Annotated in this window: 25 protein-coding genes; 18 read left to right on the top strand and 7 right to left on the bottom strand. The window is 28.6% G+C overall.

All coding sequences use genetic code 11. The features are described from left to right. The first annotated feature begins 56 nt into the window (after positions 1-56). The 14 genes from KXZ80_RS11115 (at position 57) to KXZ80_RS11050 (ending at position 11,450) form a co-directional block, all read left to right on the top strand. Positions 57-1,535 (top strand): YjjI family glycine radical enzyme, encoded by a 1,479-nt coding sequence (locus KXZ80_RS11115; protein ID WP_021433545.1) that lies wholly within the window; start codon positions 57-59, stop codon positions 1,533-1,535. Continuing rightward, complete coding sequence (locus tag KXZ80_RS11110) at positions 1,535-2,374, top strand: YjjW family glycine radical enzyme activase (RefSeq protein WP_021433544.1); 840 nt, start codon at positions 1,535-1,537, stop codon at positions 2,372-2,374. The genes KXZ80_RS11115 and KXZ80_RS11110 overlap by 1 nt, the downstream gene beginning before the upstream one ends. A 152-nt stretch (positions 2,375-2,526) precedes the next feature. Next, positions 2,527-3,060, top strand: coding sequence for a signal peptidase I (lepB, locus tag KXZ80_RS11105; RefSeq protein WP_021433543.1), 534 nt, complete (start codon positions 2,527-2,529; stop codon positions 3,058-3,060). A 234-nt stretch (positions 3,061-3,294) separates the two neighbouring features. Next, on the top strand, positions 3,295-4,695 hold the full coding sequence (locus KXZ80_RS11100; RefSeq protein WP_021429473.1) for an oxaloacetate decarboxylase subunit alpha: 1,401 nt from the start codon (positions 3,295-3,297) through the stop codon (positions 4,693-4,695). A 17-nt stretch (positions 4,696-4,712) separates the two neighbouring features. After that, complete coding sequence (locus KXZ80_RS11095; protein WP_021433542.1) at positions 4,713-5,009, top strand: OadG family protein; 297 nt, start codon at positions 4,713-4,715, stop codon at positions 5,007-5,009. A 37-nt stretch (positions 5,010-5,046) separates the two neighbouring features. Next, positions 5,047-5,403 (top strand): biotin/lipoyl-containing protein, encoded by a 357-nt coding sequence (locus KXZ80_RS11090; RefSeq protein ID WP_021433541.1) that lies wholly within the window; start codon positions 5,047-5,049, stop codon positions 5,401-5,403. A gap of 35 nt (positions 5,404-5,438) precedes the next feature. Continuing rightward, positions 5,439-6,563, top strand: a complete 1,125-nt coding sequence (locus KXZ80_RS11085) for a sodium ion-translocating decarboxylase subunit beta (RefSeq protein ID WP_035115600.1) — start codon at positions 5,439-5,441, stop codon at positions 6,561-6,563. Positions 6,564-6,748: 185 nt separating this feature from the next. Further along, positions 6,749-7,291 carry a biotin transporter BioY gene (locus KXZ80_RS11080; RefSeq protein ID WP_021433539.1) on the top strand — a complete coding sequence of 181 codons (543 nt, stop codon included), beginning with the start codon at positions 6,749-6,751 and terminating at the stop codon, positions 7,289-7,291. Further along, positions 7,285-7,704 carry a DUF1284 domain-containing protein gene (locus tag KXZ80_RS11075; protein ID WP_021433538.1) on the top strand — a complete coding sequence of 140 codons (420 nt, stop codon included), beginning with the start codon at positions 7,285-7,287 and terminating at the stop codon, positions 7,702-7,704. Before KXZ80_RS11080 ends, KXZ80_RS11075 begins: the two co-directional genes overlap by 7 nt. After that, positions 7,694-7,990, top strand: a complete 297-nt coding sequence (locus KXZ80_RS11070; RefSeq protein WP_021433537.1) for a hypothetical protein — start codon at positions 7,694-7,696, stop codon at positions 7,988-7,990. The genes KXZ80_RS11075 and KXZ80_RS11070 overlap by 11 nt, the downstream gene beginning before the upstream one ends. 115 nt (positions 7,991-8,105) lie before the next feature. Then, positions 8,106-8,777, top strand: a complete 672-nt coding sequence (locus KXZ80_RS11065; RefSeq protein ID WP_021433536.1) for a response regulator transcription factor — start codon at positions 8,106-8,108, stop codon at positions 8,775-8,777. Then, on the top strand, positions 8,767-9,999 hold the full coding sequence (locus tag KXZ80_RS11060) for a sensor histidine kinase (protein WP_021433535.1): 1,233 nt from the start codon (positions 8,767-8,769) through the stop codon (positions 9,997-9,999). The genes KXZ80_RS11065 and KXZ80_RS11060 overlap by 11 nt, the downstream gene beginning before the upstream one ends. A gap of 167 nt (positions 10,000-10,166) precedes the next feature. Then, the gene (gene trxA, locus KXZ80_RS11055) at positions 10,167-10,481 is read left to right on the top strand and encodes a thioredoxin (RefSeq protein ID WP_021433534.1); all 315 of its coding nucleotides are present in this window, start codon (positions 10,167-10,169) and stop codon (positions 10,479-10,481) included. Positions 10,482-10,580: 99 nt separating this feature from the next. After that, positions 10,581-11,450: an NAD(P)/FAD-dependent oxidoreductase gene (locus KXZ80_RS11050; protein ID WP_021433533.1), complete on the top strand. Its 870-nt coding sequence runs from the start codon at positions 10,581-10,583 to the stop codon at positions 11,448-11,450. A 56-nt stretch (positions 11,451-11,506) separates the two neighbouring features. Here KXZ80_RS11050 and KXZ80_RS11045 read toward each other — a convergent pair whose 3' ends face one another. Beyond that, positions 11,507-12,427 carry a CPBP family intramembrane glutamic endopeptidase gene (locus KXZ80_RS11045; RefSeq protein ID WP_021433532.1) on the bottom strand — a complete coding sequence of 307 codons (921 nt, stop codon included), beginning with the start codon at positions 12,425-12,427 and terminating at the stop codon, positions 11,507-11,509. A gap of 220 nt (positions 12,428-12,647) precedes the next feature. Here KXZ80_RS11045 and KXZ80_RS11040 point away from each other — a divergent pair, with 220 nt between their 5' ends. Then, positions 12,648-13,493, top strand: a complete 846-nt coding sequence (locus KXZ80_RS11040; protein WP_021433531.1) for a DegV family protein — start codon at positions 12,648-12,650, stop codon at positions 13,491-13,493. A 42-nt stretch (positions 13,494-13,535) separates the two neighbouring features. On the opposite strand, the gene feoB is transcribed toward KXZ80_RS11040, so the two are convergent. Beyond that, positions 13,536-15,662 carry a ferrous iron transport protein B gene (feoB, locus tag KXZ80_RS11035; protein WP_021433530.1) on the bottom strand — a complete coding sequence of 709 codons (2,127 nt, stop codon included), beginning with the start codon at positions 15,660-15,662 and terminating at the stop codon, positions 13,536-13,538. Between the two features lie 30 nt (positions 15,663-15,692). Next, positions 15,693-15,920 (bottom strand): FeoA family protein, encoded by a 228-nt coding sequence (locus tag KXZ80_RS11030; protein ID WP_021429491.1) that lies wholly within the window; start codon positions 15,918-15,920, stop codon positions 15,693-15,695. Between the two features lie 163 nt (positions 15,921-16,083). Here KXZ80_RS11030 and KXZ80_RS11025 point away from each other — a divergent pair, with 163 nt between their 5' ends. After that, entirely contained in the window at positions 16,084-16,542 is a 459-nt protein-coding gene (locus KXZ80_RS11025; RefSeq protein ID WP_021433529.1) for a metal-dependent transcriptional regulator, read from the top strand. A 391-nt stretch (positions 16,543-16,933) separates the two neighbouring features. On the opposite strand, the gene KXZ80_RS11020 is transcribed toward KXZ80_RS11025, so the two are convergent. The 3 genes from KXZ80_RS11020 to KXZ80_RS11010 all read right to left on the bottom strand — a co-directional run bounded on the left by KXZ80_RS11020 (position 16,934) and on the right by KXZ80_RS11010 (position 18,985). Beyond that, complete coding sequence (locus KXZ80_RS11020) at positions 16,934-17,788, bottom strand: DegV family protein (RefSeq protein WP_021429523.1); 855 nt, start codon at positions 17,786-17,788, stop codon at positions 16,934-16,936. Between the two features lie 120 nt (positions 17,789-17,908). After that, entirely contained in the window at positions 17,909-18,280 is a 372-nt protein-coding gene (locus tag KXZ80_RS11015) for a Fur family transcriptional regulator (RefSeq protein ID WP_021429510.1), read from the bottom strand. A 159-nt stretch (positions 18,281-18,439) separates the two neighbouring features. After that, positions 18,440-18,985, bottom strand: a complete 546-nt coding sequence (locus tag KXZ80_RS11010) for an NADH peroxidase (protein WP_021433528.1) — start codon at positions 18,983-18,985, stop codon at positions 18,440-18,442. Positions 18,986-19,194: 209 nt separating this feature from the next. On the opposite strand from KXZ80_RS11010, the gene KXZ80_RS11005 reads away from it, so the two are divergent. Further along, on the top strand, positions 19,195-20,874 hold the full coding sequence (locus KXZ80_RS11005) for a ribonuclease J (protein ID WP_021433527.1): 1,680 nt from the start codon (positions 19,195-19,197) through the stop codon (positions 20,872-20,874). 40 nt (positions 20,875-20,914) lie between these two features. Here the strand turns inward: KXZ80_RS11005 and typA are convergent, their stop codons facing one another. Then, on the bottom strand, positions 20,915-22,741 hold the full coding sequence (typA, locus tag KXZ80_RS11000; protein ID WP_021433526.1) for a translational GTPase TypA: 1,827 nt from the start codon (positions 22,739-22,741) through the stop codon (positions 20,915-20,917). A 259-nt stretch (positions 22,742-23,000) separates the two neighbouring features. On the opposite strand from typA, the gene KXZ80_RS10995 reads away from it, so the two are divergent. Beyond that, entirely contained in the window at positions 23,001-23,558 is a 558-nt protein-coding gene (locus KXZ80_RS10995) for a TetR/AcrR family transcriptional regulator (protein ID WP_021433525.1), read from the top strand. Positions 23,559-23,561 lie beyond the last annotated feature (3 nt).

The raw sequence follows: 23,561 nt of genomic DNA, 5'->3' as shown, positions 1-23,561 counted from the left end.
GTTTATTAGTGTGGTAGAATTGACATAATAAATATAAAATAATGGGGGACTAAATAATGAACAGTATAGAACAAATATTACACTCTATGGATATGCAATATCATGAAAAAAGAGCTAATATGGCAAGATTAGCAGAAGATTCTTTAGCGCCTTTAAAAATAAGCGAAGAAACAAAGTCTTATTTAGATAGAAAAATATTATGTGATATGAATGAAGGTGCTAGACCATATAGACCTAGATACGTATTACCTGACTATGTAAAGTTTATAAAACAAGGCAGTGAGTACTTAGATATACAGCCACCAAAAGATTTATATGAGGCTGTTAATGCAATGTTAATACTTTATAAATATGTGCCATCTATAACTGGGTATCCTGTTTATGTAGGGCAAATAGATGATGTATTAGAACAATTTATGGATACTGTAAGTGAAAAAGAAGCTTACAATTTAATAAAAATGCTACTTATAAACATAGATAGAACATTACCTGATGCATTTGTTCATATGAATATAGGACCAAAAGATAGCAGAGTAGGAAGACTAGTAATACAAATAGAAAGAGAACTTAGAAAAGCTATACCTAATGTTACTTTAAAGTGTAGTGAAGAAACTCCAGATGACCTTATAAAGTATGGTATAGAATCAGCTCTTGAAAATATAAAGCCATATTTTGTAAATCATAAATTAATGACTAATGATTTAGGGGAAGATTATGGTGTAGTTAGTTGTTATAACTCACTTAGAATAGGTGGTGGAGCACATACACTAACTAGATTAAATTTAAAAGCATTAGCAGAAGAAAGTAAAGATTATGAAGATTTTATGAATGTACAACTTCCAAAGGCAGTAAAATCACTATCAGAACTTACAAATGCTAGAATCAAATATTTAGTTGAAGATGTTAAGTTCTTTGAAAGTTCATTCTTAGCAAAAGAGGGGTTAATAGATTTAAATAAGTTTACATCTATGCCAGCTATATATGGAACTTTTGAATGTGTTGAAATATTTACAGGAAAACAAATGGGTCATGATGAAAGAGCCAATGATGTAGCAGAAGAAATATGCAAACGATTTGCTGAGTTAGTTAGAAATGAAGATGCGCTATATTGTGGAGGGACAAAAGGTAAGCATGGAGTCCATGCACAAGGGGGATTAGAATCGGACACAGATACAACTCCAGCAATTAGAATTAAGTATGGATGTGAGCCTGATATATTTGATCACATTAATTTATCAGGAAAACTTCACAAGTATTTTGATACAGGGTGTAGTGATATATATTTATTTGATGAAACTGCAAAAAATAATATAGATGGAATGCTTAGAGTTGTAAAAGGAGCTCTTGAAAATGGAATAAGAGTATTATCTATAAACAGTGATTCTTCAGAATTCGTAAGAATAACTGGATACTTAGTTAAAAAGACTGATATAAATAAATTTAATGAAGGCAAAAACTTAAGAGAAGACTCAGTTGTTTTAGGTGCATTAAGTATGAAAAATGGAATTGAAGAAAGAAAGGTAAGAACTGTTTAATGAACGCTCCTGTTAATAAAATTATAAATATGAGTTTTATAGATGGGCCTGGATGTAGGATAAGTATATTTTTGCAAGGCTGCAATATGGAGTGTATATATTGTCATAATCCAGAAACCCAAAATATTTGCTTTTCATGCAAAGAGTGTATAGATGTATGCAAGGCGGGGGCACTTACATTTGAAGGAAAAATAAAATATGATAAAAATAAATGCATAAATTGTGATGAATGTATAGGTGTTTGTAAGAAATTTGCTTCACCTAAAATTACTTATTACGATACAACTGAATTATTTAACTATATCAATAAATATAAAAATCTTATAGATGGCATTACGTTTTCTGGAGGAGAGTGTACTATTTATAGTGACTTTATAATAGAATTTGCTGATATTATTCATGAAAAAACAAATCTAAATGTTTTTGTTGATACAAATGGAAATGTAAAAGAAAAAGATATTGATAAGCTTATAGAACGTGTAGATGGATTTATGTTTGACTTAAAGGCGTTTAAAGGGGATACTCATATCAAGGTTACAGGAATAGAAAGTAATATAGTTTTTAATAATATAAATAAATGTGCTAAGACTGAAAAACTATATGAAATAAGAACTGTATTAATCGAAAATATAAATGATGATTGGGATACATTTATAGATGAGGTTGAATATATAAAAAATTTAAATGGATATACTAAGTTTAAATTAATACCATTTAGGCAATATGGAGTAAAAGGAGAACTTTCTAATTTTAGAGATTATCCGAAAGAAAAATACATGAAATACCATGAAAAAGCGAAAGAAGTATTAAAAGAGAGAATGATAAACCCTATTATTTAATATAATGAATATATATGTAAACCTAGGTAACAAATTGTTATCTAGGTTTTTTTTATGCAATAAAATAGAGTACGAAAGCTTGGAATTAGCGAAGGACATACATTTATAAAAATAGAAAACTAATTACATGAATAAATGTATGGGGGGATAATATGAAAGAAAAAGTTATAGAAAAAACTATTGAATGGGCAAAGGTTATAACGTTAGCTATATGTATGGGGCTTATAGTTACATATTTTATTGTACCTACAGTTGTAAGTGGAGAATCGATGTATCCAACTTTAAATACTAAGGATTACTTGATAATAAATAAGTTAGCATACAAAACTGGAAATCCGAATAGAGGAGACATAGTAGTATTTAAAACTGATTTGAAAAGTAGGGATGGAGAGAAAAAAAGTTTAGTGAAAAGAATTATAGGACTTCCAAATGATCATTTAGTAATCAAAAGTGGGCAAGTCTATATAAATGATAAATTAATAGATGAACCTTATCTAGAAGGTACTTACACAGCTGGAGATATAGATATAAAAATACCAAGTGATAGTTATTTTGCTATGGGTGATAATAGATTAGTAAGTAAAGATAGTAGGGATTCAGACGTTGGAGTTGTGAATAAAAATGAAATAGTGGGGGAAGTAAGTATGAGGTTATTTCCATTTAAAGAAGTTGGGACTATTGGATAATTTGTAATATTAAAGTGCGTACCATAATACATATGTATTATAGTACGCATATTTTATTTATAAGTAAAATAATAAGAAATGCTTAATAAAAAAGTCTAAAATGGAAAAACAACTAATAAAAATAGTAAAAAATGTTAAAAAGGCTTTAGAAATTAAACAAAACAATATATAATGTAATTGAGGTAAAATTTTAAATTGGGTATATATTTATAAAATTAGGAGTGTGAGGATATAGTGAATCAGTTAAAAATAACTGAAACAGCATTAAGGGATGGGCATCAGTCTTTAATTGCTACAAGGTTAACCACAGAAGAAATACTACCTATATTAGAAACTATGGACAAGGTAGGATATCACTCTATGGAAGTTTGGGGTGGAGCGACGTTTGATGCATGCATACGTTTTCTAAACGAAGACCCATGGGAAAGATTAAGGGAAATAAGAAAAAGAGTAAAAAATACTAAACTACAAATGCTTTTAAGAGGACAAAATCTTCTTGGATATAGAAACTATGCAGATGACCTAGTTGATAAATTTATTAAACTTTCACTGGAAAACGGTATCGATATAATAAGAGTGTTTGATGCGTTAAATGATGTTAGAAATATCGAAGCATCTGTGAAAGCTATCAAAAAATATGGTGGGCATTGCCAGTGTGCAATTTCTTACACTACAAGTGATGTTCATACAACAGAGTATTACTTAGGGCTTTTAAAGGACATGGAATCTATGGGGGCAGATTCTATATGTATAAAAGACATGGCTGGAGTTTTAACTCCGTATAACGCTTATGAGCTAGTTAAAAAGATGAAATCTATAAGTAACCTGCCAATAGAATTACATACGCATTGTACTAGTGGGATAGCGGATATGATATATATGAAAGCTGTTGAGGCTGGAGTAGATATAATAGATACCGCAATATCTCCATTTTCGGGAGGAACATCTCAACCTCCAACAGAATCCTTAGCTGTAACATTTAGTGAAATGGAAAGAAATCCAGGATTAAATATGGAAGCTTTACTAGAAGTTGCAGAATACTTTAAACCTATAAGAGATAAATATATGGAACAAGGTACTTTAAATCCAAAAGTGTTACTAACAGAGCCTCAAACTTTAAATTATAAGGTTCCAGGCGGAATGCTTTCTAATTTACTTTCTCAGTTAAAGCAACAAAATGCAACTGAAAAATACGAAGATGTATTAAAAGAAGTTCCAAGAGTTAGAGCAGATCTTGGATACCCTCCATTAGTTACGCCTATGAGTCAAATGGTAGGAACTCAAGCTTTATTCAATGTATTAACTGGAGAGAGATATAAATTAGTTCCAAAAGAAATAAAAGATTATGTAAAAGGACAATATGGAAAAGCTCCAGCACCTATAGATAAAGATATTAAGAAAAAAATAATAGGTGAAGAAGAAGTTATAACTATAAGACCGGCAGATCTTTTAGAACCAGAATTTGAAAAGATAAAGTCTGAAGCTGGGAAATTAGCTAAGTGTGATGAAGATGTATTAACATATGCATTATTCCCACAAGTAGCACCGAACTTCTTAGAAAATAAATACAATCCAAAAAAAGAAGAAGAGTTAAGTGAAGAAAATAAAATTCACTATATAACAGTAACTATGTAGAAAATGGGTGATAATTAATGTTTGGTAATGAAATAAGTATAATGGAAGCTATCAATATAACTATATCTAGTATGACTATAGTATTTTTAACTTTAATATTGATATCTCTTGTATTATCTTCGTTTAAATATATATTTAAAACAAAACCACAAGTAAAAACAGTTATTAAAAAAGAAGTAGAAAAAGAACAAATAGCTTTTGATGAAGATGATGAAGAAGATAGAGTAGTAGTTGCACTTGCGGCATCTATAATGGCAGGTGAAGGAAACATAAATCCTAACCTTCATGTAAAGAGAATAACAAGAATAAAATAATAGATATAATAATGAATTTTTTAAGGGAGAGATAAAAATGAGCGCTAAAACATATCACATAACATTAAATGGGAAAGTTTATGAAGTTGAAATTGAAGAAGTAAAAAAAGGAGAAAGACCACAGCCTACAATCCAAGATAAAGCACCACAACCTAAGAAGGAAGTTCAAGTTGCAGGTTCAGAAGAAGCTATAGATGCTCCAATGCCAGGAACTATAGTAAATATAATGGTTAGTAATGGTGACAAAGTAAAGAAAGGCCAAGTTATAGCTATACTTGAAGCTATGAAAATGGAAAATGAAATAGTAGCTCCAATAGATGGAACAGTTATTTCTGTTGATGTTGAAAAAGGTCAAAATGTAAATCTTGGGGATAGCTTATTACAAATAGGATAATCGTATAGAAAATAGGGGGCGTTACTGTGTTAGAAATGTTACAGACTTTCTTTGCAAACACTGGATTTGCAATAGTAGATTATAGACAAATAATAATGATTTTAATAGCATGTGTATTTTTATACTTAGCTATAGCAAAGGGGTATGAACCATATCTTTTAATACCTATATCTATAGGTATGCTTCTTGCTAATATGCCAGGAGTTGACTTAATGAAAGCAGCTACCGATTCGGAAAATGGAGGACTTTTATATTACTTATATCAAGGAACAAAATTAGGAATTTACCCACCTCTAATATTTTTATGCATAGGTGCAAGTACAGATTTTGGTCCGATAATTGCAAATCCTAAAACACTTTTACTAGGAGCAGCAGCTCAATTTGGTGTATTCTTTGCTTTTATGGGAGCTATATTATTAGGATTTACAGGTCCTGAATCTGCATCTATAGGTATAATTGGTGGAGCAGATGGACCAACAGCTATATATTTAACAGGAAAATTAGCACCACACTTATTAGGAACAATAGCTCTTGCAGCATATTCTTATATGGCATTAGTTCCAGTTATACAACCTCCAATAATAAAAGCTCTGACTACTAAAGAAGAACGTATGGTAAAAATGGAGCAATTAAGACCTGTTTCAAAGACAGAGAAAATAATATTCCCAATAGTTATAATGATATTAGTTATAGGGTTATTGCCAACAGCAGCACCTCTTATAGGAATGCTTATGTTTGGAAACTTAATAAAGGAAAGTGGAGTGGTTCCAAAGTTAGTTGAAACTGCAACAGGGCCTATGCTATACATAATAACTATAATATTAGGATTAACTGTTGGAGCGACAGCAAATGCAGAGACATTTTTAACTTCACAAACGTTAGGAATAACTGCTATGGGACTTGTAGCGTTTGCAGTAGGAACAGCAGCAGGAGTTTTATTTGGTAAAATAATGTACAAAGTAAGCGGCGGAAAGGTTAATCCAATGATAGGAGCAGCAGGAGTTTCAGCAGTTCCTATGGCAGCAAGAGTTGTTCAAAAGGTTGGGCAAAAAGAAAATCCTTCAAACTTCTTACTTATGCATGCAATGGGACCTAATGTTGCAGGTGTTATAGGATCAGCTGTAGCAGCAGGAGTTTTATTACAATTATTTGTTAAATAATAAAAATAAAAGCTATTTTGATATAAGATATGAGTTCTAGATTTAGAACTTCTTATATTGAAATAGCTTTTTAGCTGTAGTTATCGTTAACTTAAAATTTTAAATAGTTGACAAAAAGGTTTTAATCTATGTACAATAAAAATGTAAACTATTTAATTTATATGGTTAACTAATAAGGAGGATATATGAAACTAAACACTAAAGAATTAATAATTTGTGCCATGTTTGCAAGTATAACAGCTATTTTAGCCCAAATTGCAATACCCCTTCCATTTTCAACAGTTCCACTTACTATGCAAGTATTTGCAGTAACAATAAGCGGAGTAATACTTGGGGCTAAAAAAGGATTTATAACTCAGGTTATATATATATTATTGGGAGCCATAGGAATGCCCGTATTTGCGCAAATGAGCGGAGGAGCTGGTATATTATTTGGATATACAGGTGGGTTTATAATGGCTTTTCCATTGATGGCATTATTAATAGGATATGTAAGCGATAAATATGATGCTATATTACCTATAATGATAGCTATGAGTGTGTCTCTTATGATAAATTATACCATAGGAACATTATGGTATTCATTTGTAGCTGGAGTTGGATTTATGGAAGGATTTATGGTGTGTGTAGCACCTTTTATAGTGGTAGACTTATTTAAAGTAGCACTAGCTACTACTATTGGAATTAATGTAAAAAGAAGAATTAAAAAAGAGGCATTTTTATGCTAGAAATTAGGCCTCACCATCTTTTTTGCATGAAAGCTTTTATAGGAAGAGGTTACAGTAAAGACTTCACTGATAATATGACAGATATTATTTTAAGTTTAAATAAATCTAAAAATCAAGATATAAAAATTACTGCTAGCTTAGATAGTGTATGTTATAAATGTCCTAATAATATAGATTATAAGTTTTGTACTACAGATAAAGAAGTAATTGAAATGGATAAAAAGATAATGAATTATTTCAATATAGAAGAAGGCATATATAAATATGAAAAAATTGAAAATTTGATATATAATAATATAAGTGAAGAGATAATTGAAGAAGTTTGCAAAAGTTGTAGTTGGTATAAAAAGACAAACTGTAAAGAACTTATACTATTAAAATCAAAAGGAGAACTTTTAGTAAATGGTAAGTAGTACATTTAATACAAATGAAATAATAACTATTGTTATGGCTATGGTTGAAGATATAAAAAATGAATCAATTTATGGTATAGAAAGTGATGAATTAAATATACCTAATGATATAAGTGAGAAAATAGATAATCTAGGAGATATAGAATGTGAAATTTTTTTTAGCTTACTAGATGAAATATCTAATAGAGTATATAATTTGAAAAATGGGGAGCTTCATGAATTAAATATTATTCATAAGGAAATTATTGAATTTTCAAGTGTTTATCTTAAAGAATATATGGTTTAAAATAAAAGTGTTATCTAAAATGTGTTAGATAACACTTTTATTTTATATGTTTAAATATAGAAAAAATTTATTCTTTATAATAATATATACATATAAATATTATGGAGGAAAAATTATGAAAATCCTTGTGGTAGAAGATAATTTAAGTTTATTAAAAAGTATTAAAAAAGAATTAGAAACTCACTTTCAAGTTGAGTGTACAGGTAACGGTGAAGATGCATATTTTCTTATAAAGCAAAATATTTATGATCTTGTAGTATTAGATTTAATGCTTCCTGGAATGGATGGAATTCAGATATTAGAAAAAATACGTAAAGAAAATGAAGATGTATTGGTTTTAATTTTAACAGCAAAAGAAAGTTTAGATGATAAAGTTAAAGCATTTATGTTAGGTGCAAATGATTATCTAACTAAACCATTTTATATGGAAGAATTAGTAGCTAGAATATATGCAATGTTAAGAACTAAAGGCAAAATTGATAGTAAAAATACTTTGGAATTTAAAGGGTTGAAGCTTGATTTAAATAAAAAAGTCGTAACTATAGATGACAATGAGATAGAAATTCCAAATAAACAATTTAATTTATTAGAATATTTACTTTTAAATAAAGGAACGATATTGTTAAAAGAGCAAATTTTTGATAGGATTTGGGGAATGGAAAGTGATTCAACTATAGATATAGTGGAAGTATACATAAGCAATCTTAGGAAAAAGCTAAGTAAATATGGGTATCATAAATACATAATCACAAAACGAAGAGTGGGGTATATGTTTGATGATAAATAACGATATATTATATAGCACTAGAAAAAACCTTATAAAAATAAATATAGCTGTTGTTGGTAGCTTTTTAATAATATTTTCACTTTGTATATATAGTTATTTTAAGGTTCAAACATATAATAATGTAGATACACACTTAAAAGAAGAATTAGAATATATAGGAATGCAACTAGATGTAAATAACTTATATTCTACGCCTAAACTATTAGATCCTAAAAATATGGTATATATATATAAAGATAGTAAGGTGAAATTCTTTACTCCAAATGGTTATTTTAAAGATTCTATACCATATAATAACAGTAATGGATTAGGGTTTAATACCTATAAACATAACTCATATACATTTAGAGAGCTTAAATTTAATGTAAATGGGTATACAATTCAAATTATAAGAAATATAGATTCTGAAATGGGACTTCTAAACAAACTATTAGTTATATTTTTTATAGGAACAGTTTTAGCTATAGTAACAACTTATTTTATAGCTTTATACTTAACAAAAAAAGCACTTGTTCCAATTGAAAAAACATGGAGCAATCAAGTAAAATTTATACAAGATGCATCTCATGAACTGAGAACACCTATAACTATAATTTCATCTAAACTAGAAAGTTTATTAAAAAATCCTGAAAACTCTATAAGTGATGAAATTGAAACTATTGCAGATGCGATGAAAGAAAATAGAAGATTAAAAAAAATGGTAAACGATTTACTAGATTTAACGAAAGAAGAGAGTATAACAAAATTGAATCTAGAGGAATTTGATGTATATGAGTTAATAAAAAATATAAGTAATGACTATATGGAAATTTCAGATATACATGAAAAGAAATTTAGTTACAGTTTTAATGGAAATAATCCTTTTATAGTAAGTGATAAATGCAAGTTAAGACAGCTATTAATAATTTTTATTGATAATGCATTTAAATATACAAATGAAGGTGACAATATAAATATAAGTGTAAACAATAAAGAAAATATATGCATCATATCTATAAGAGATAGTGGAATAGGAATTGATGAAAAAGATATAAATTTAGTTTTTGATAGATTTTTTAGAAGTGATGCTGTAAGAGAAAGTGGAATTGATGGATCGGGAATAGGTCTTAGTATTGCCAATATGATTGTAAAGAGTTTAAAAGGAAATATAAAAGTTTATTCTAAACTAAATGAGGGCACAGAATTTAATATAATTTTACCGAAAAAGCTAAAAAATAATTGATTTAGAAAACAGTGTATGGGTATAATTAGAATATCTTAATAAGAGTAATTAATTTACAGAAATGTGATAAAGTTACAGAATAAAAGTTCTTTATAAAATATAATATAATAAAGAATTAAATAGTAAAAATTAAAATAAATATATAGATATATTAGGAGGAAAATATTATGGCTAAAATAATAAATACAGGGAATTTTAGAGGTGCAGTAGAAGACAATCAAGGTGTTGTAGTTGTAGACTTTTTTGCAACATGGTGTGGACCTTGCAAAATGTTAGCTCCAGTATTTGAAAGTGTTTCAGAAGAATTAAATAATGCTAAATTTGTAAAGGTTGATATAGATGAAAGTTTAGAATTAGCTCAAAAATTTGGAATATCAACAGTTCCAACTATGATGATATTTAAAGATGGTAAAGTAGTTGATAAATTAGTTGGATTTATGCCAAAAGAAAGTTTAAAAGCTAAAGTAGAAGCTCATTTATAAAGTTTATTAAATGATTAGACTTATTAGGGTGCTAAGTTATATTAGCACCCTAAATTACATATATTTAATGGGTAAATAATTTGAAAGAAGGTGTATTTAATGAGATATGATATAGCTGTAATAGGAAGCGGTCCAGCAGGAATATCTGCAGCGATAAATGGAACGATAAGAAATAAAAAAGTAATTTTATTTGGAAATGATGATTTAAGTGCTAAATTAGTTAAAGCTCCATCAATAGATAATTACTTAGGATTTTATGATATAAGTGGAAATGATTTAAAGGATAAATTTAAACAACATTTAGAAGATATGAATATTGAAATTACTAAGTTAAAAATAAATAATGTATATGCTATGGGAGAGTATTTTACATTAATGGCTGGAGATGAAATGGTTGAAGCTAGCACTGTTATAATAGCAACAGGTGTTGAATATGGAAAGCCTATAAAAGGTGAAGAAGAATTTTTAGGAAAAGGTGTAGGATATTGCGCAACTTGCGATGCACCATTATATAGGGATAAAAATGTTGCAGTAATAGGTTATAATCATGAGGCTGAAGAAGATGCAAATTTCTTGAGTGAAATTACGGCTAAAACATATTTTATACCTATGCATAAAAATGAACTTAATTTAAATGAAAATATAGATGTTATAAAAGACTTTCCACTTGAGATACAAGGTGATAATTTAGTTAATAAATTGAAGCTTAGAAATCAAGAATTAGATGTTGATGGTGTATTTGTTATGAAAGATAGTGCTTCTCCAAAGGCTTTAGTACCAGGAATAGAAACTGAAGGAGTACATATAAAAGTTAATATAAATATGGAAACTAATATACCAGGATGCTATGCTTGTGGAGATTGTGCAGGTAAGCCATATCAATATTTAAAATCAGCAGGTCAGGGGCAAATAGCTGCGCTTAATGCAGTTAGTTATTTAGATAAAAAGAAGAGAGAAAGCATGAAATAAAAATATAAAAAACCTTCTTTTATTTTAAAAGGAGGTTTTTTTATAGAATATATAATTTAATCAATTGAGGTATTTTTATTTTTTAAGATAAGGGCTATTATAATAGTACAAATAAGTAAAACTATAGTAGCGCACAATCCGGCCTCTGGGCCAAAAGTTCCTCCTGACATAAGTTCACTTCCCCTTAATTTAAAGTTAAAAATAGAACCTGCTACAGATTTACTTCCACTAACTTCAAACTCATAAATATTTCCTTGTGAAAAATTCCAAGCTGCATGAATTCCACATACAACCCATAAATTATTTGTTTTTATTACGCATAGACCTAAAAATAATCCAACTAAAATTATATTAAGTATAGCAACAAATGATATCCCAGGGTTTTCTAAATGAATAAGCCCAAAAAATACTGCAGATACCACTAATCCAATTATAGGTGTGTATTTAGCACCTAATACATTCATAAGCCAACCTCTAACAAGTATTTCCTCCATTGCACTTTGGATCATCCATGCAGGTATTGCAAGCAAAATGCTACTTAATACAAAATTGCCTATTATGTGACTTGCATTATTTTCAATAGTGATTAAACCGAAAAAATACAATAAAGCTACAGTTGCAGACATCATTAAAATTCCTATTATAAATCCTAATATATACTTCAAAATGAAATTGTTACTATCAAAACCTATAGAAGAAAATTTTCGTTTTTCTACAAATCTTACCCATAAAAAAATAAGTAATATCACACTTAACGTTAGTGATATGTTTAGAACAATTGATTGTATGAGATTAAAATTTAAGCTTAAGTTTGAAATTAGTGAAGAAATAGGTTTATATATTATTGGACCTACAAAAACTCCTAATCTCATACCGATAGACATAAATAACCAAGCTAATAACAGTGCTAAAATAAAATTTGGTAAATATTTGCTCTCTTTTGCCTTATCAAATAAATTTTCTTTAGATAAAAACATAATTACCACCTCCTATTATTAGTATTTTCATATAAATTCATAATATGTGTGAAGAATGATAGATTTTAAAAGTTTGGAATTAATAGTAATATTTATAGTAGAAATAAAAAAACATATGTGATATTATAATTAATACCAGGTGATAATACTTTGTTATTATATTAAAACATAACACAAGAAAGTATTGTACTTGTAAAGTTCTAGTTTTGGAGGAATTTAAATGAGTAATATAAAATTGGTATGTGACAGTTTGTCGGATATACCCAAAGAATTGATAAATAAATATGATATACATGTAGTTCCATTAACTGTTATATTTGACAATAAAGAGTACATTGATGGAGTTGATTTAAGTAAAGAAGAGTTTTACAAAATGTTAAGAAATAGTGAAAATATGCCTAAAACATCTCAATGTACATATATACAATTTTTAGATACTTTTAAAAAATATATAAGTCAAGGTAAAGAGATACTTTATATAGGAGGGTCATCAGCTGCATCAGGGACACTGCAAAGTGCAACTATGGCAAAAAACGACTTAGATGGAGATATATATATATTTGATACAAAAAATTTATCTATAGGTAGCTCTTGCTTTGTTTTATCAGCAGCAGAAATGATTGAAAATGGAGAAACTGTATCTAATATAATCAATCATCTAGAAGAAGTTAAGAAAAGTATAAAAATATTTTTTACTGTAGATACATTAGATTATTTGCAAAAGGGTGGAAGGCTGTCTTTAGCAAAGGCAACTATAGGAAATATGTTAAATATAAAGCCTATCCTTTCTGTAGAAGAAGGTATTGTAAAGTCTGTAGGACAAGTAAGAGGTAAAAAACAAGTTTTAAATAAAATAATAAATACAATAAAAGAAAATATAGGAAATGATTTAAGCAAAAAAAGAGTAATGCTTACTTATGGAGATAATGAACTTGAGCTTATTTCATTTAAAGAAAAAATAGAAGAAGAATTCGAGGTGAGCAAAATAATAGTTGAAAATGTTAGTTCAAGTATATGCTCACATACAGGACCTGGCATAATAGGTATAGTTTGTTGTGATATATAAAAAGACTGTTTCAAATTAATTTGAAACAGTCTTTTTAATAAATTAAGCTAAGCCAAATAAATTAAATATACAAGTTGTTGAAAAACATACTATAAACGCAACTAGAGTAGGCATTAAAAATCCAACTGCAGTCCATTTAAGACTTTGTGTTTCCTTTTTTATTGTCCATAGTGTTGTTGCACAAGGCCAATGTAAAAGGCTAAATAGCATTGTATTTATGGCAGTTAAATAAGTCCATCCATTATCCTTCAAAACCTCTCCAAGCGCATTTAAACTATCAAATTCAATCATGGAACCTGTTGCCAAATAAGACATTAATAGTATTGGGATTACAATCTCGTTTGCAGGGAATCCTAAAATGAATGCAAGTAATATAAACCCATCAAGTCCAATGAAGCTTGCGATTGGATCTAAAAAGCTTGCTACGTGTGATAATACACTCATATCACCTATATAAATATTTGCAAATACCCATGTAATAAGACCTGCAGGTATTGCAACTACTACAGCTCTACCTAATACGAAAATAGTTCTATCTATTATAGATGTATATATAACTCTACCAATTTTTGGTGTTCTATAAGGTGGAAGTTCTAATGTAAAAGTTGAAGGAACTCCTTTCAATAGTGTTTTAGATAAAATATAAGAAACTAATAGAGTGGTTACAATTCCAAATATTATACAAAGTGCTATACAAAGGGCAACAATAGTACTACTCACAAAAGAGTTTTTGATAAAATATGTGAAAAAAATTGTAGCTATAGCTATTAATGTAGGGAAACGCCCATTACAAGGTACAAAGTTATTTGTAAGTATAGCAATTAACCTTTCTCGAGGAGAATCTATGATTCTACATCCTATAACACCTGCTGCATTACATCCAAATCCCATGCACATAGTTAAACATTGTTTACCGTGGCAACAAGCTTTTTTAAACATATGATCTAGGTTGAAGGCCACTCTAGGTAAGTATCCAAAGTCTTCAAGAAGAGTGAAAAGTGGAAAAAATATTGCCATAGGAGGAAGCATAACTGAAATAACCCATGCAAGAGTTCTATACATTCCAAAACTAATCATTTCGTTTAACCACAAAGGACAATGAATAGATGATAAAAGACTATACAAAATAGGTTCAAATTTGAATAGTAAATTAGATAGAAGATTTGATGGTACATTGGCACCTTCAATAGTAATCCAAAGAATTATACAAAGCATTAAAAGCATTAACGGTAGTCCGAGTATTTTAGATGTAATTATTTTATCTATTTTTTCATCCCTATGGAATTTGCTTTTATTTTGTATGATAACACTTTTATCATAAAGTTCTTTTGCATATTCATACATATTCATACTCATAGAATCTCTTATTGAAATTTTGTTAATATTATCTGGTAGCTTTGCCTTGATTTTATCTATTTCAGTTTTGTAATCTCCGCTTATATAATTACTCATAGATTCATATATACTAGTATCTCCATCGATTAACCTAAGACCTAGCCATCTAGAGTTTATATAAGGTATACTTGAGGATAAATCGTCTTCTATAATTTTTAATAGATTTTCTATGTTTTCATCATATTTTATTACTTTATTATTATAATGATAAGAGTTGGTTACGACTAAATCTAAAGTTTCAAGTAAATTATCCATACCTTCACCGTTTCTAGCTGATGTTAAAACAACCGGAATTCCAAGTTTATTTTCTATAATTTCTTTATTTATAAAAATACCTTTTTTTCTTGCTTCATCAACTAGATTTATACAAAGTATAACATTATTTGTAAGTTCCATTATTTGAAAAGCTAAGTTTAAATTACGCTCTAAGGAAGTAGCATCAGCTACTACAATAACTGCATCTGGATTTCCAAAACAAGTGAAATCGCGAGCTACTATTTCTTCTTGGGATGCAGCAAATAATGAATAAGTACCTGGTAAATCAATTAAAGCAAAATCTTTTGAATTATATTTAAAGTCTCCTCGAGCTGTACATACTGTTTTACCCGGCCAATTTCCTGTATGTTGCTTAAGCCCAGTTAAATAATTAAATACAGTGCTTTTTCCTGTATTAGGATTTCCAGCAAGTGCTATTATATATTGATTATCTTTTTTATCTATATTAAACATATCTTTTAATGATTTTATCTTAGTTGAATTATAAGTTAACCCCATAATTTTATCCCCCCTTCTTTTAATTTAAGGTTATATATATGAAACTAAAATTTTTTGACCTTCTTCTTTCCTAAGTGCAATCATAGCACCTCGTATATTATATACAGTTAAATTATCTTTAGGACCACGTCTAACGACATCTATTAAAGCACCATTAGTTAAACCAAGCGCTAACATTCGCTCTCTTAGGTAACCTTCTGATAAAAGTCCTTCTACCTTAACGGTGCTACAAATATCTACATCAGTAAGCTTTACCATAAAAATACCTCCATTTAAATAAAGTAAGAAAAAATTTTAGCTTAAGCTAAATTTCTTACAATAAATATTATGAAAAATTTTATGAGGATGTTACATTAATTTAGAATATATTACATGAAAATCTAATATAGTAGATATGAGATTAGATTTAGGAGGAGAAAGTTTGAAGGATCTTAATGAGTTTTATACATTTAAAGAATATATGAAAGATAATAGTTTAAGTCCTAATGAAGAAGATTATATTGAAATGATTTATAGATTGAAAAGTGAAAATGAAAACGTAAAAATAAAAGATTTATCAAAAGCTTTAAATATAAAACCATCGTCTGTAAGCAATATGGTAAGAAAATTACAGGAAAAAAATTTATTAACACATGAACTTTATGGAGCAATAAATTTGAGTGATTTAGGGGAAGACATGGGAAAAAAATTTTTAGAAAGACATAATACTATATACAAATTTTTAAAATTAATTGGATTGGATGAATATTTGCATGAAGAAACGGAAAAAATAGAACATACGATAAGTTTAGAAACTTTAGTAAAAATAAATAATTTAATTGATTTTTTTCAAGAAAATAAAGAGGTTTTAGAAATGTTAAAAGCATATCAAGACTTATAAAAAACATTACATATATTAGCTTAAATTTGTAAAATAGAAAAATATTACAATAATGTAACTGTGAAAATCTTAATTAATGATATAACATATATAAGGTAAATAATAATTATATGTATAAAATTCAAATGAATAATATGTAGTTTTAATTTAGGAAAAATAATTAATTCAAAAAACATATCAAAATCATATAGATTTCACATTGAAAAACTACAATTAGAGTTAAGAAGGAAGTGAGAGGATATGACTATAGTTTTAATAACTGCAGTTTTATTAGTATTAATGTACGGATTATATGTTGCTGCATATATATCTGAAAATGTAGTTGATGACAGTATATAATAGAAAGATAATATATAAAAAGCCTTAGAAATTTTCCTAGGGCTTTTATTTTTTAGTCTATATTTGTATAAAAAGCTATACCAATACTTCCAGGACCAACATGAAGACCTATTACAGGACCTATTGATTGTATTTTAACTGTAGTATTTAATTTTTTTTCTAAATAACTAGCAAGTTGAAGACCTTCTTCTTCACAATTTATATGGTGGACTATCACATCTCCAAGACCTTTATTATCAATTTCTTCAAAAAATGTAGATACTAACTTATCTATAGCTTTTTTTCTGGTTCTCACTTTTGTAAATACAGAAGTGGTACCATCTGTAACTGTTAAAATAGGCTTTATTTGCAATATAGAACCTAAAAGAGCAGAAGCACTTCCTATTCTGCCTCCTTTTTTTAAATAATCTAGAGTATCAGGAGAGAATATAAATTTACTATTAGATAAAACTTTATTTGTTCTATCTATAACTTCATCCATAGATTTACCATCAATTGCTAAACGCGCAGCTTCGATAGCTGCAAATCCCATTTGCATACAGTTTGTCTTTGAATCTATTATATTAATATCTGCATTAGGGTAGTCTTCTAAAATCATATTTTTTATTAGGTTAGCACTAGAATATGTACCACTCATATTTGAAGATAGAAAAATTCCTAAAATAGAATCACCATTTTCCACTATACTTTTAAATACATTTAACATTTCATCTGGAACGGGTTGAGATGATTTAGGTATCTCAGATAAAGCATCCATTTTAGTATAGAAAGTTTTATTATCTAAGTCCAACTCACGGAAACTTTCATTATCCATAAAAACATTAAGAGAGACTACCTTTATATCAAATTTTTCTATGTATTCAGCAGGTATGTAAGATGTACTATCTGTAATTATTTTAATACCCATAAAAACCTCCTTATATATATATAAATATATTTATAAAAACTACGATAATTCATTATATAATAAAATGATTGGATTGTAAAATATAATAAGGCACTATACAGTGCCTATTATTATAAAATCTTATTTACAATTTTTACAAATACCATGAAGTATAACAGTACAAGATGTAATTTCTATATCGAGTTCGTTAGAAATAGCTGAAGGAATATTCTTTAATATATCTGAATGAATGTCTTGTATGTTTCCACAAACGTCGCAAATCATATGATTGTGTTCTATTACGTTAGCATCAAATCGATCTGGAAGACCAGGCATACTAACTTTTTGAATATAACCGTGATTTACAAGTTGAGATAAGTTTCTATAAACGGTACCTAAACTTAAGTTTGGATTATCCTTTTTTAGATAATCATATATAAAATCTGCAGTAGGGTGAACCGTGTTGTCCTTAACGGCGTTTAGTATAAGTTCTCTTTGTTTTGAAAATTTCAAAATACCACCTGCTTATCATTGTTTTTATCATAAATATACCCTAAAGAGTTAATTTATAATCAAATTATATTATAAACTAAAATTAAAAATAATAAAATAGAGTAGCCTAATAAATAAGCTACTCTAGGATTATGTGAATTGAGAAATGGCAATAAAATATTATTTAGTAAAGTGTCTTTCTAGTAGGCCTAAGAATGCTTTACCATGTCTAGCTTCATCTTTACACATTTCATGAACTGTATCATGTATAGCATCAAGTCCTAACTCTTTAGCTCTTTTAGCTATTTTTAATTTTCCTTCAGTTGCACCGTATTCAGCTTCAACTCTAGCTTTTAAGTTGGCTTGAGTATCAGCAACAACAACTTCTCCTAATAATTCAGCGAATTTAGCTGCATGCTCAGCTTCTTCAAATGCTATTCTTTTATAAGCTTCAGCAACCTCTGGGAAACCTTCTCTATCAGCTTGACGGCTCATAGCTAAATACATACCAACTTCTGTACATTCTCCAACGAAGTTAGCTCTTAAACCTTCAACTATTTCAGCATCTATGCCTTGAGCAACACCTATTCTATGTTCGTCAGCCCAAACCATTTCTCCTGACATTTCATTAAACTTATCAGATCCAACTTTACAAACTGGACAGATTTCTGGAGCAGTTTCTCCCTCATGTATATATCCACATACTGTACAAACAAATTTTTTCATTATATATTCCTCCTTAAAATTAAAAATAGTAATCATTACTATTATTATCTATAAATCAATGATACAATAAAGTTATAACTCTGTCAACAGTTTTAAATTAAATAAATTATAAATAGTATCACAATATTTATAAAAGAAGAGACTAATAGATGTGAAAAATATGCATAATAAATGTAAATAGAAGAAATAGTTAGAGAGGTGTTTTAAATATGGAAGGTTCAATCAAATCAAATATAGACAAACTAAAAGTTATTCCATTAGGTGGACTCGGAGAAATAGGGAAAAATATAACAGCGATAGAGTATAAAAATGAAATAATTATTATAGATGGAGGTTTATCATTTCCAGATGAAGATATGTATGGTGTAGATTTATTAATTCCTGATATATCTTATTTAATAGAAAATAAAGATAAGGTTAAAGGTATGTTTGTTACCCATGGGCATGAAGATCATATTGGGGCTATTCCATACATATTAAAGCAAATAAATATGCCTGTATACGGAACTAAATTAACTATAGGCCTAATTGAAAATAAGTTAAGAGAACATAATATATTAGATATATGTGATTTAAATTCAGTAGAAGATAAACAGTTAGTTCAGTTGGAATATTTTAAAATTGAATTTATAAGTGTAACACATAGTATTGCAGATGCATGTGCTATTTGTATAAATTCACCAATAGGAGTAATACTTCACACGGGAGATTTTAAAGTTGATTACACTCCTATAGATGGTAGAAGAATGGATTTAGAGAGTATATCTAAGATAGGTAAAAAAGGAGTATTATTGTTACTAGCCGATAGCACAAATGTAGAAAGAAAAGGACATTCGTTATCTGAAAAAACTATAGGAGAAACATTAGATAGAATCTTTAATAGTAGAATAGGAAGGATAATAGTTGCGACATTTGCATCTAATATACATAGAATGCAGCAGATTGTTAATGCATCTGTATCTAATAATAGAAAGGTTGTATTTAGTGGGCGTAGTATGGAGAATGTATCAGCTGTTGCTATAGAGCTTGGATATTTAAATATACCTGATGGTTATAAGATAAGTATTGATGAAATGGAAAATTATAATAATGATGAAATAACTATAATAACTACAGGAAGTCAAGGAGAAGCTATGGCAGGACTTGCTAGAATAGCTTTTGATACACATAAAAAAATAAAAATAAAAAATAATGACTTATTTATAATATCAGCTTCACCTATACCTGGGAATGATAAACTTATTTCAAAAGTTATAAACCAGTTATATAGAAAAGGAGCGGAGGTAATATACAAAGATTTAGAGGCTGTACATGTTTCAGGGCATGCATATCAAGAAGAATTGAAACTTATACATACATTAGTTCATCCAAAGTTTTTTATGCCGGTGCATGGAGAGTATAGACATTTAGTACATCATAAAAATTTAGCAGCTAAATTAGGTATGAAAAAAGAAAACATATTTATTTTAGATAACGGAGAAGTTCTTGAACTAAATAAGAAAGTTGCTAAAAAAAATGGAAAGGTAAGAGTAGGGACTGTATATGTAGATGGTATAGGAGTTGGAGATGTAGGGAATATCGTTTTAAGGGATAGAAAATATTTAGCAGAAAATGGGATGATGACAATTGTTATAGGTATAGATAAAGAAAGTAAGTCTATAGTAGCAGGTCCAGATATAATAACTAGAGGATTTATATATGCAAGAGAAGCTACAGATTTAATAGATGATGTAAAAGCTATTGTATTAAATGAAGTTGAAAAATGCTTAGAAAATGATGTATTAGAGTGGAGTGTAATGAAATCTCGAGTGAAAAAAGCTGTTGATAGACATCTGTATATCAAATTAAAGAGAGGAACTAGTATATTCCCGATAATTGTAGAAGTATAAAATAAAAGGAGCTGTTAAGATACAGCTCCTTTTTTATTAATTATTTACTAGCTTGTCTAGATTTATTATATCTTAATCTTTCATTTTCATTTAAGAATCTTTTTCTTAATCTTATAGCATCTGGAGTTATTTCAACTAACTCATCATCACCTATAAATTCTAAAGCTTCTTCTAAAGTGAAATGTTTAGCAGGGTTTAACTTAACAGCATCGTCAGTACCAGAAGAACGAACGTTAGTTAACTTTTTGTTTTTACATGCATTAACAACCATATCGTCTTTTCTTGAGTTCATACCTATTATCATACCTTCGTAAACATCAACACCTGGATCAACGAACATTTGAGCTCTTTCACTTAAAGCAGCTAAAGAATAAGCCATAGTAGTTCCAGGTCCGTGAGCAACTAAAACTCCATTAGTTCTTCCTGGTATAGCACCTTTATGTTCTTCGTATCTTTCAAATGATCTAACTATAGTTCCTTCTCCACGAGTATCATTTATAAACTCACTTCTATAACCTAGAAGACCTCTAGTAGGAGCTATAAATGTTATTTTAACATAATCCCCTTCTATTTCCATAGCTTCCATCATAGCTTTTCTTAAGTTTAATTTATTTATAACAGTTCCTGAGTAAGTTTCTGGACAGTTAACTATAACTTTTTCCATTGGTTCCATTAGCTTACCATCTTCTTTATGAAGTAAAACTTCTGGCTTAGATACACCTATTTCATATCCTTCACGTCTCATATTTTCAAGTAATATAGATAAATGAAGCTCTCCACGTCCAGATACTCTATATCCGTCACTAGTATCCATTGGCTCAACTTTAAGCCCAACGTTAACTTCTAATTCTTTATCTAATCTATCCTTTATATGTCTAGTTGTAACGAACTTACCACTCTTACCACAGAATGGAGAATCATTAACTAAGAAGTTCATAGATAATGTTGGCTCTTCTATGTGTATCATTTCCATAGGTTTTGGAGCATCCGGATTACATATAGTTTCACCTATAGATATATCTGGCATACCAGCTACAACAACTATTTCACCTGAACCTACTTCGTCTTTTTCAACTTGAACTAAGCCTTCGTAAACTGTAAGTTTAGATATTTTTCCTCTAGCAACAGTTCCATCAGCTTTACAGATAGAAACTTGAGAACCGTTTTTAACAGTTCCTTTGTAGACTCTACCTATACCAAGTCTACCTACATAATCATCATATGCAAGAGCTGATACTTGAAGTTGTAAATCTTCAGCGTCATAATCAGGGTAAGCAGAAACATGGTTTATTACTGTTTCAAATAATGGAGAAAGATCAGTACTATCATCATCCATTTCTAATTTAGCTATACCTTGCTTAGCTACTCCGTATATTATAGGGAATTCACATTGCTCATCATTTGCATTTAAGTCCACGAATAAGTCAAATACTTCGTCTACTACTTCTTCTGCTCTTTGATCACTTTTGTCTATTTTATTTATGAATAATATAGGTCTTAAACCTAACTCTAATGATTTTTGTAAAACGAATCTAGTTTGAGGCATTGGCCCCTCACTAGCATCTACTAGTAATACAACTGTATCAACAGTTTTTATAACACGCTCAACTTCAGAAGAGAAGTCACTATGTCCTGGAGTATCTACTATATTTATTTTGTAACCGTTATAGTTTATAGCACAGTTTTTAGAGTATATTGTTATACCTCTTTCTTTTTCTAGATCGTTACTGTCCATTACGCAATCTTTTACAACTTCGTTATCTCTGAAAACTCCTGATTGAGATAAGAAGGCATCAACTAATGTTGATTTACCAGCATCGACATGGGCGATAACTGCTATGTTTATTATTTTGTTTTTGTTTGTCATTGTCAAAAACTCTCCTTCCGATATTAAATAACTGATTAAGTATACCATATACAAAAGAAATTGTAAAACTAAAAAAATGAGTATTTACAATGATAAGGTTATCCTAAATTGCAAAATAATATTACTATATATGTAATTTAAAAAAATTGGAATTGTTAAATTGAAAATTGTTTTGTCTAATTTTAGAGTTTTGTAATCGTTGACTATATATTTTAGGTAAAATATAATATATTTATATTGATGAAAGGAAATTTTATTTATGTCGCAAATAACAAAAAAAGCTTTGGCTTCATCATTAAAAAGTTTAATGAACACAACATCGTTAAATAAAATTACAATTAATGATATTGTACAAGATTGTGGTGTAAATAGACGCACATTTTATTATCATTTTAAAGATATTTACGATCTTTTAGAGTGGATTTTAAAGACAGAGATTGATAAAGAGATAAAAGAAAATATTACATTTGAAGAATGGCAACAAAGTTTTTTAAAAATCTTAAATTATTTATCTAAAAATAAAAAAATGATTTTTAATATTTATAATTCTATAGATTTAAAGCAATTAGAGATGCATGTACATAAAGCTGTATATAAGCTAGTTTTTAAAGTAGTAAATGATCTTTCTGAAGAAATTGACATTTCACAAATAGAAAAAGAGTTTGTTTTAAATTACTACAAAATTTCTCTAACTGGTTTACTATTAGAGTGGATAAAAAATAAAATGGAAGAAAATCCCGAGCAAATAATTGAAAATCTCAATAAAATAGTTAATGGAGATGTTCATAAACTATTGCTTAGGAGTGAATCTATATAGCAA

The sequence above is a fragment of the Paraclostridium bifermentans genome (genome assembly GCF_019916025.1).
GTDB classification, from domain to species: Bacteria; Bacillota; Clostridia; order Peptostreptococcales; family Peptostreptococcaceae; genus Paraclostridium; species Paraclostridium bifermentans.
Note: the sequence above shows the minus strand (reverse complement) of the source record. Positions and strands in the feature narration are given on the sequence as shown.

Bases quoted from the DNA above. Each gene is read 5' to 3' on its own strand.
- KXZ80_RS11115 (WP_021433545.1), top strand. From the start codon at position 57: ATGAACAGTATAGAACAAATATTACACTCTATGGATATGCAATATCAT.
- KXZ80_RS11110 (WP_021433544.1), top strand. From the start codon at position 1,535: ATGAACGCTCCTGTTAATAAAATTATAAATATGAGTTTTATAGATGGG.
- lepB (WP_021433543.1), top strand. From the start codon at position 2,527: ATGAAAGAAAAAGTTATAGAAAAAACTATTGAATGGGCAAAGGTTATA.
- KXZ80_RS11095 (WP_021433542.1), top strand. From the start codon at position 4,713: ATGTTTGGTAATGAAATAAGTATAATGGAAGCTATCAATATAACTATA.
- KXZ80_RS11090 (WP_021433541.1), top strand. From the start codon at position 5,047: ATGAGCGCTAAAACATATCACATAACATTAAATGGGAAAGTTTATGAA.
- KXZ80_RS11085 (WP_035115600.1), top strand. From the start codon at position 5,439: ATGTTACAGACTTTCTTTGCAAACACTGGATTTGCAATAGTAGATTAT.
- KXZ80_RS11080 (WP_021433539.1), top strand. From the start codon at position 6,749: ATGAAACTAAACACTAAAGAATTAATAATTTGTGCCATGTTTGCAAGT.
- KXZ80_RS11075 (WP_021433538.1), top strand. From the start codon at position 7,285: ATGCTAGAAATTAGGCCTCACCATCTTTTTTGCATGAAAGCTTTTATA.
- KXZ80_RS11070 (WP_021433537.1), top strand. From the start codon at position 7,694: ATGGTAAGTAGTACATTTAATACAAATGAAATAATAACTATTGTTATG.
- KXZ80_RS11065 (WP_021433536.1), top strand. From the start codon at position 8,106: ATGAAAATCCTTGTGGTAGAAGATAATTTAAGTTTATTAAAAAGTATT.
- KXZ80_RS11060 (WP_021433535.1), top strand. From the start codon at position 8,767: ATGATAAATAACGATATATTATATAGCACTAGAAAAAACCTTATAAAA.
- trxA (WP_021433534.1), top strand. From the start codon at position 10,167: ATGGCTAAAATAATAAATACAGGGAATTTTAGAGGTGCAGTAGAAGAC.
- KXZ80_RS11050 (WP_021433533.1), top strand. From the start codon at position 10,581: ATGAGATATGATATAGCTGTAATAGGAAGCGGTCCAGCAGGAATATCT.
- KXZ80_RS11045 (WP_021433532.1), bottom strand. From the start codon at position 12,427: ATGTTTTTATCTAAAGAAAATTTATTTGATAAGGCAAAAGAGAGCAAA.
- KXZ80_RS11040 (WP_021433531.1), top strand. From the start codon at position 12,648: ATGAGTAATATAAAATTGGTATGTGACAGTTTGTCGGATATACCCAAA.
- feoB (WP_021433530.1), bottom strand. From the start codon at position 15,662: ATGGGGTTAACTTATAATTCAACTAAGATAAAATCATTAAAAGATATG.
- KXZ80_RS11030 (WP_021429491.1), bottom strand. From the start codon at position 15,920: ATGGTAAAGCTTACTGATGTAGATATTTGTAGCACCGTTAAGGTAGAA.
- KXZ80_RS11020 (WP_021429523.1), bottom strand. From the start codon at position 17,788: ATGGGTATTAAAATAATTACAGATAGTACATCTTACATACCTGCTGAA.
- KXZ80_RS11010 (WP_021433528.1), bottom strand. From the start codon at position 18,985: ATGAAAAAATTTGTTTGTACAGTATGTGGATATATACATGAGGGAGAA.
- KXZ80_RS11005 (WP_021433527.1), top strand. From the start codon at position 19,195: ATGGAAGGTTCAATCAAATCAAATATAGACAAACTAAAAGTTATTCCA.
- typA (WP_021433526.1), bottom strand. From the start codon at position 22,741: ATGACAAACAAAAACAAAATAATAAACATAGCAGTTATCGCCCATGTC.
- KXZ80_RS10995 (WP_021433525.1), top strand. From the start codon at position 23,001: ATGTCGCAAATAACAAAAAAAGCTTTGGCTTCATCATTAAAAAGTTTA.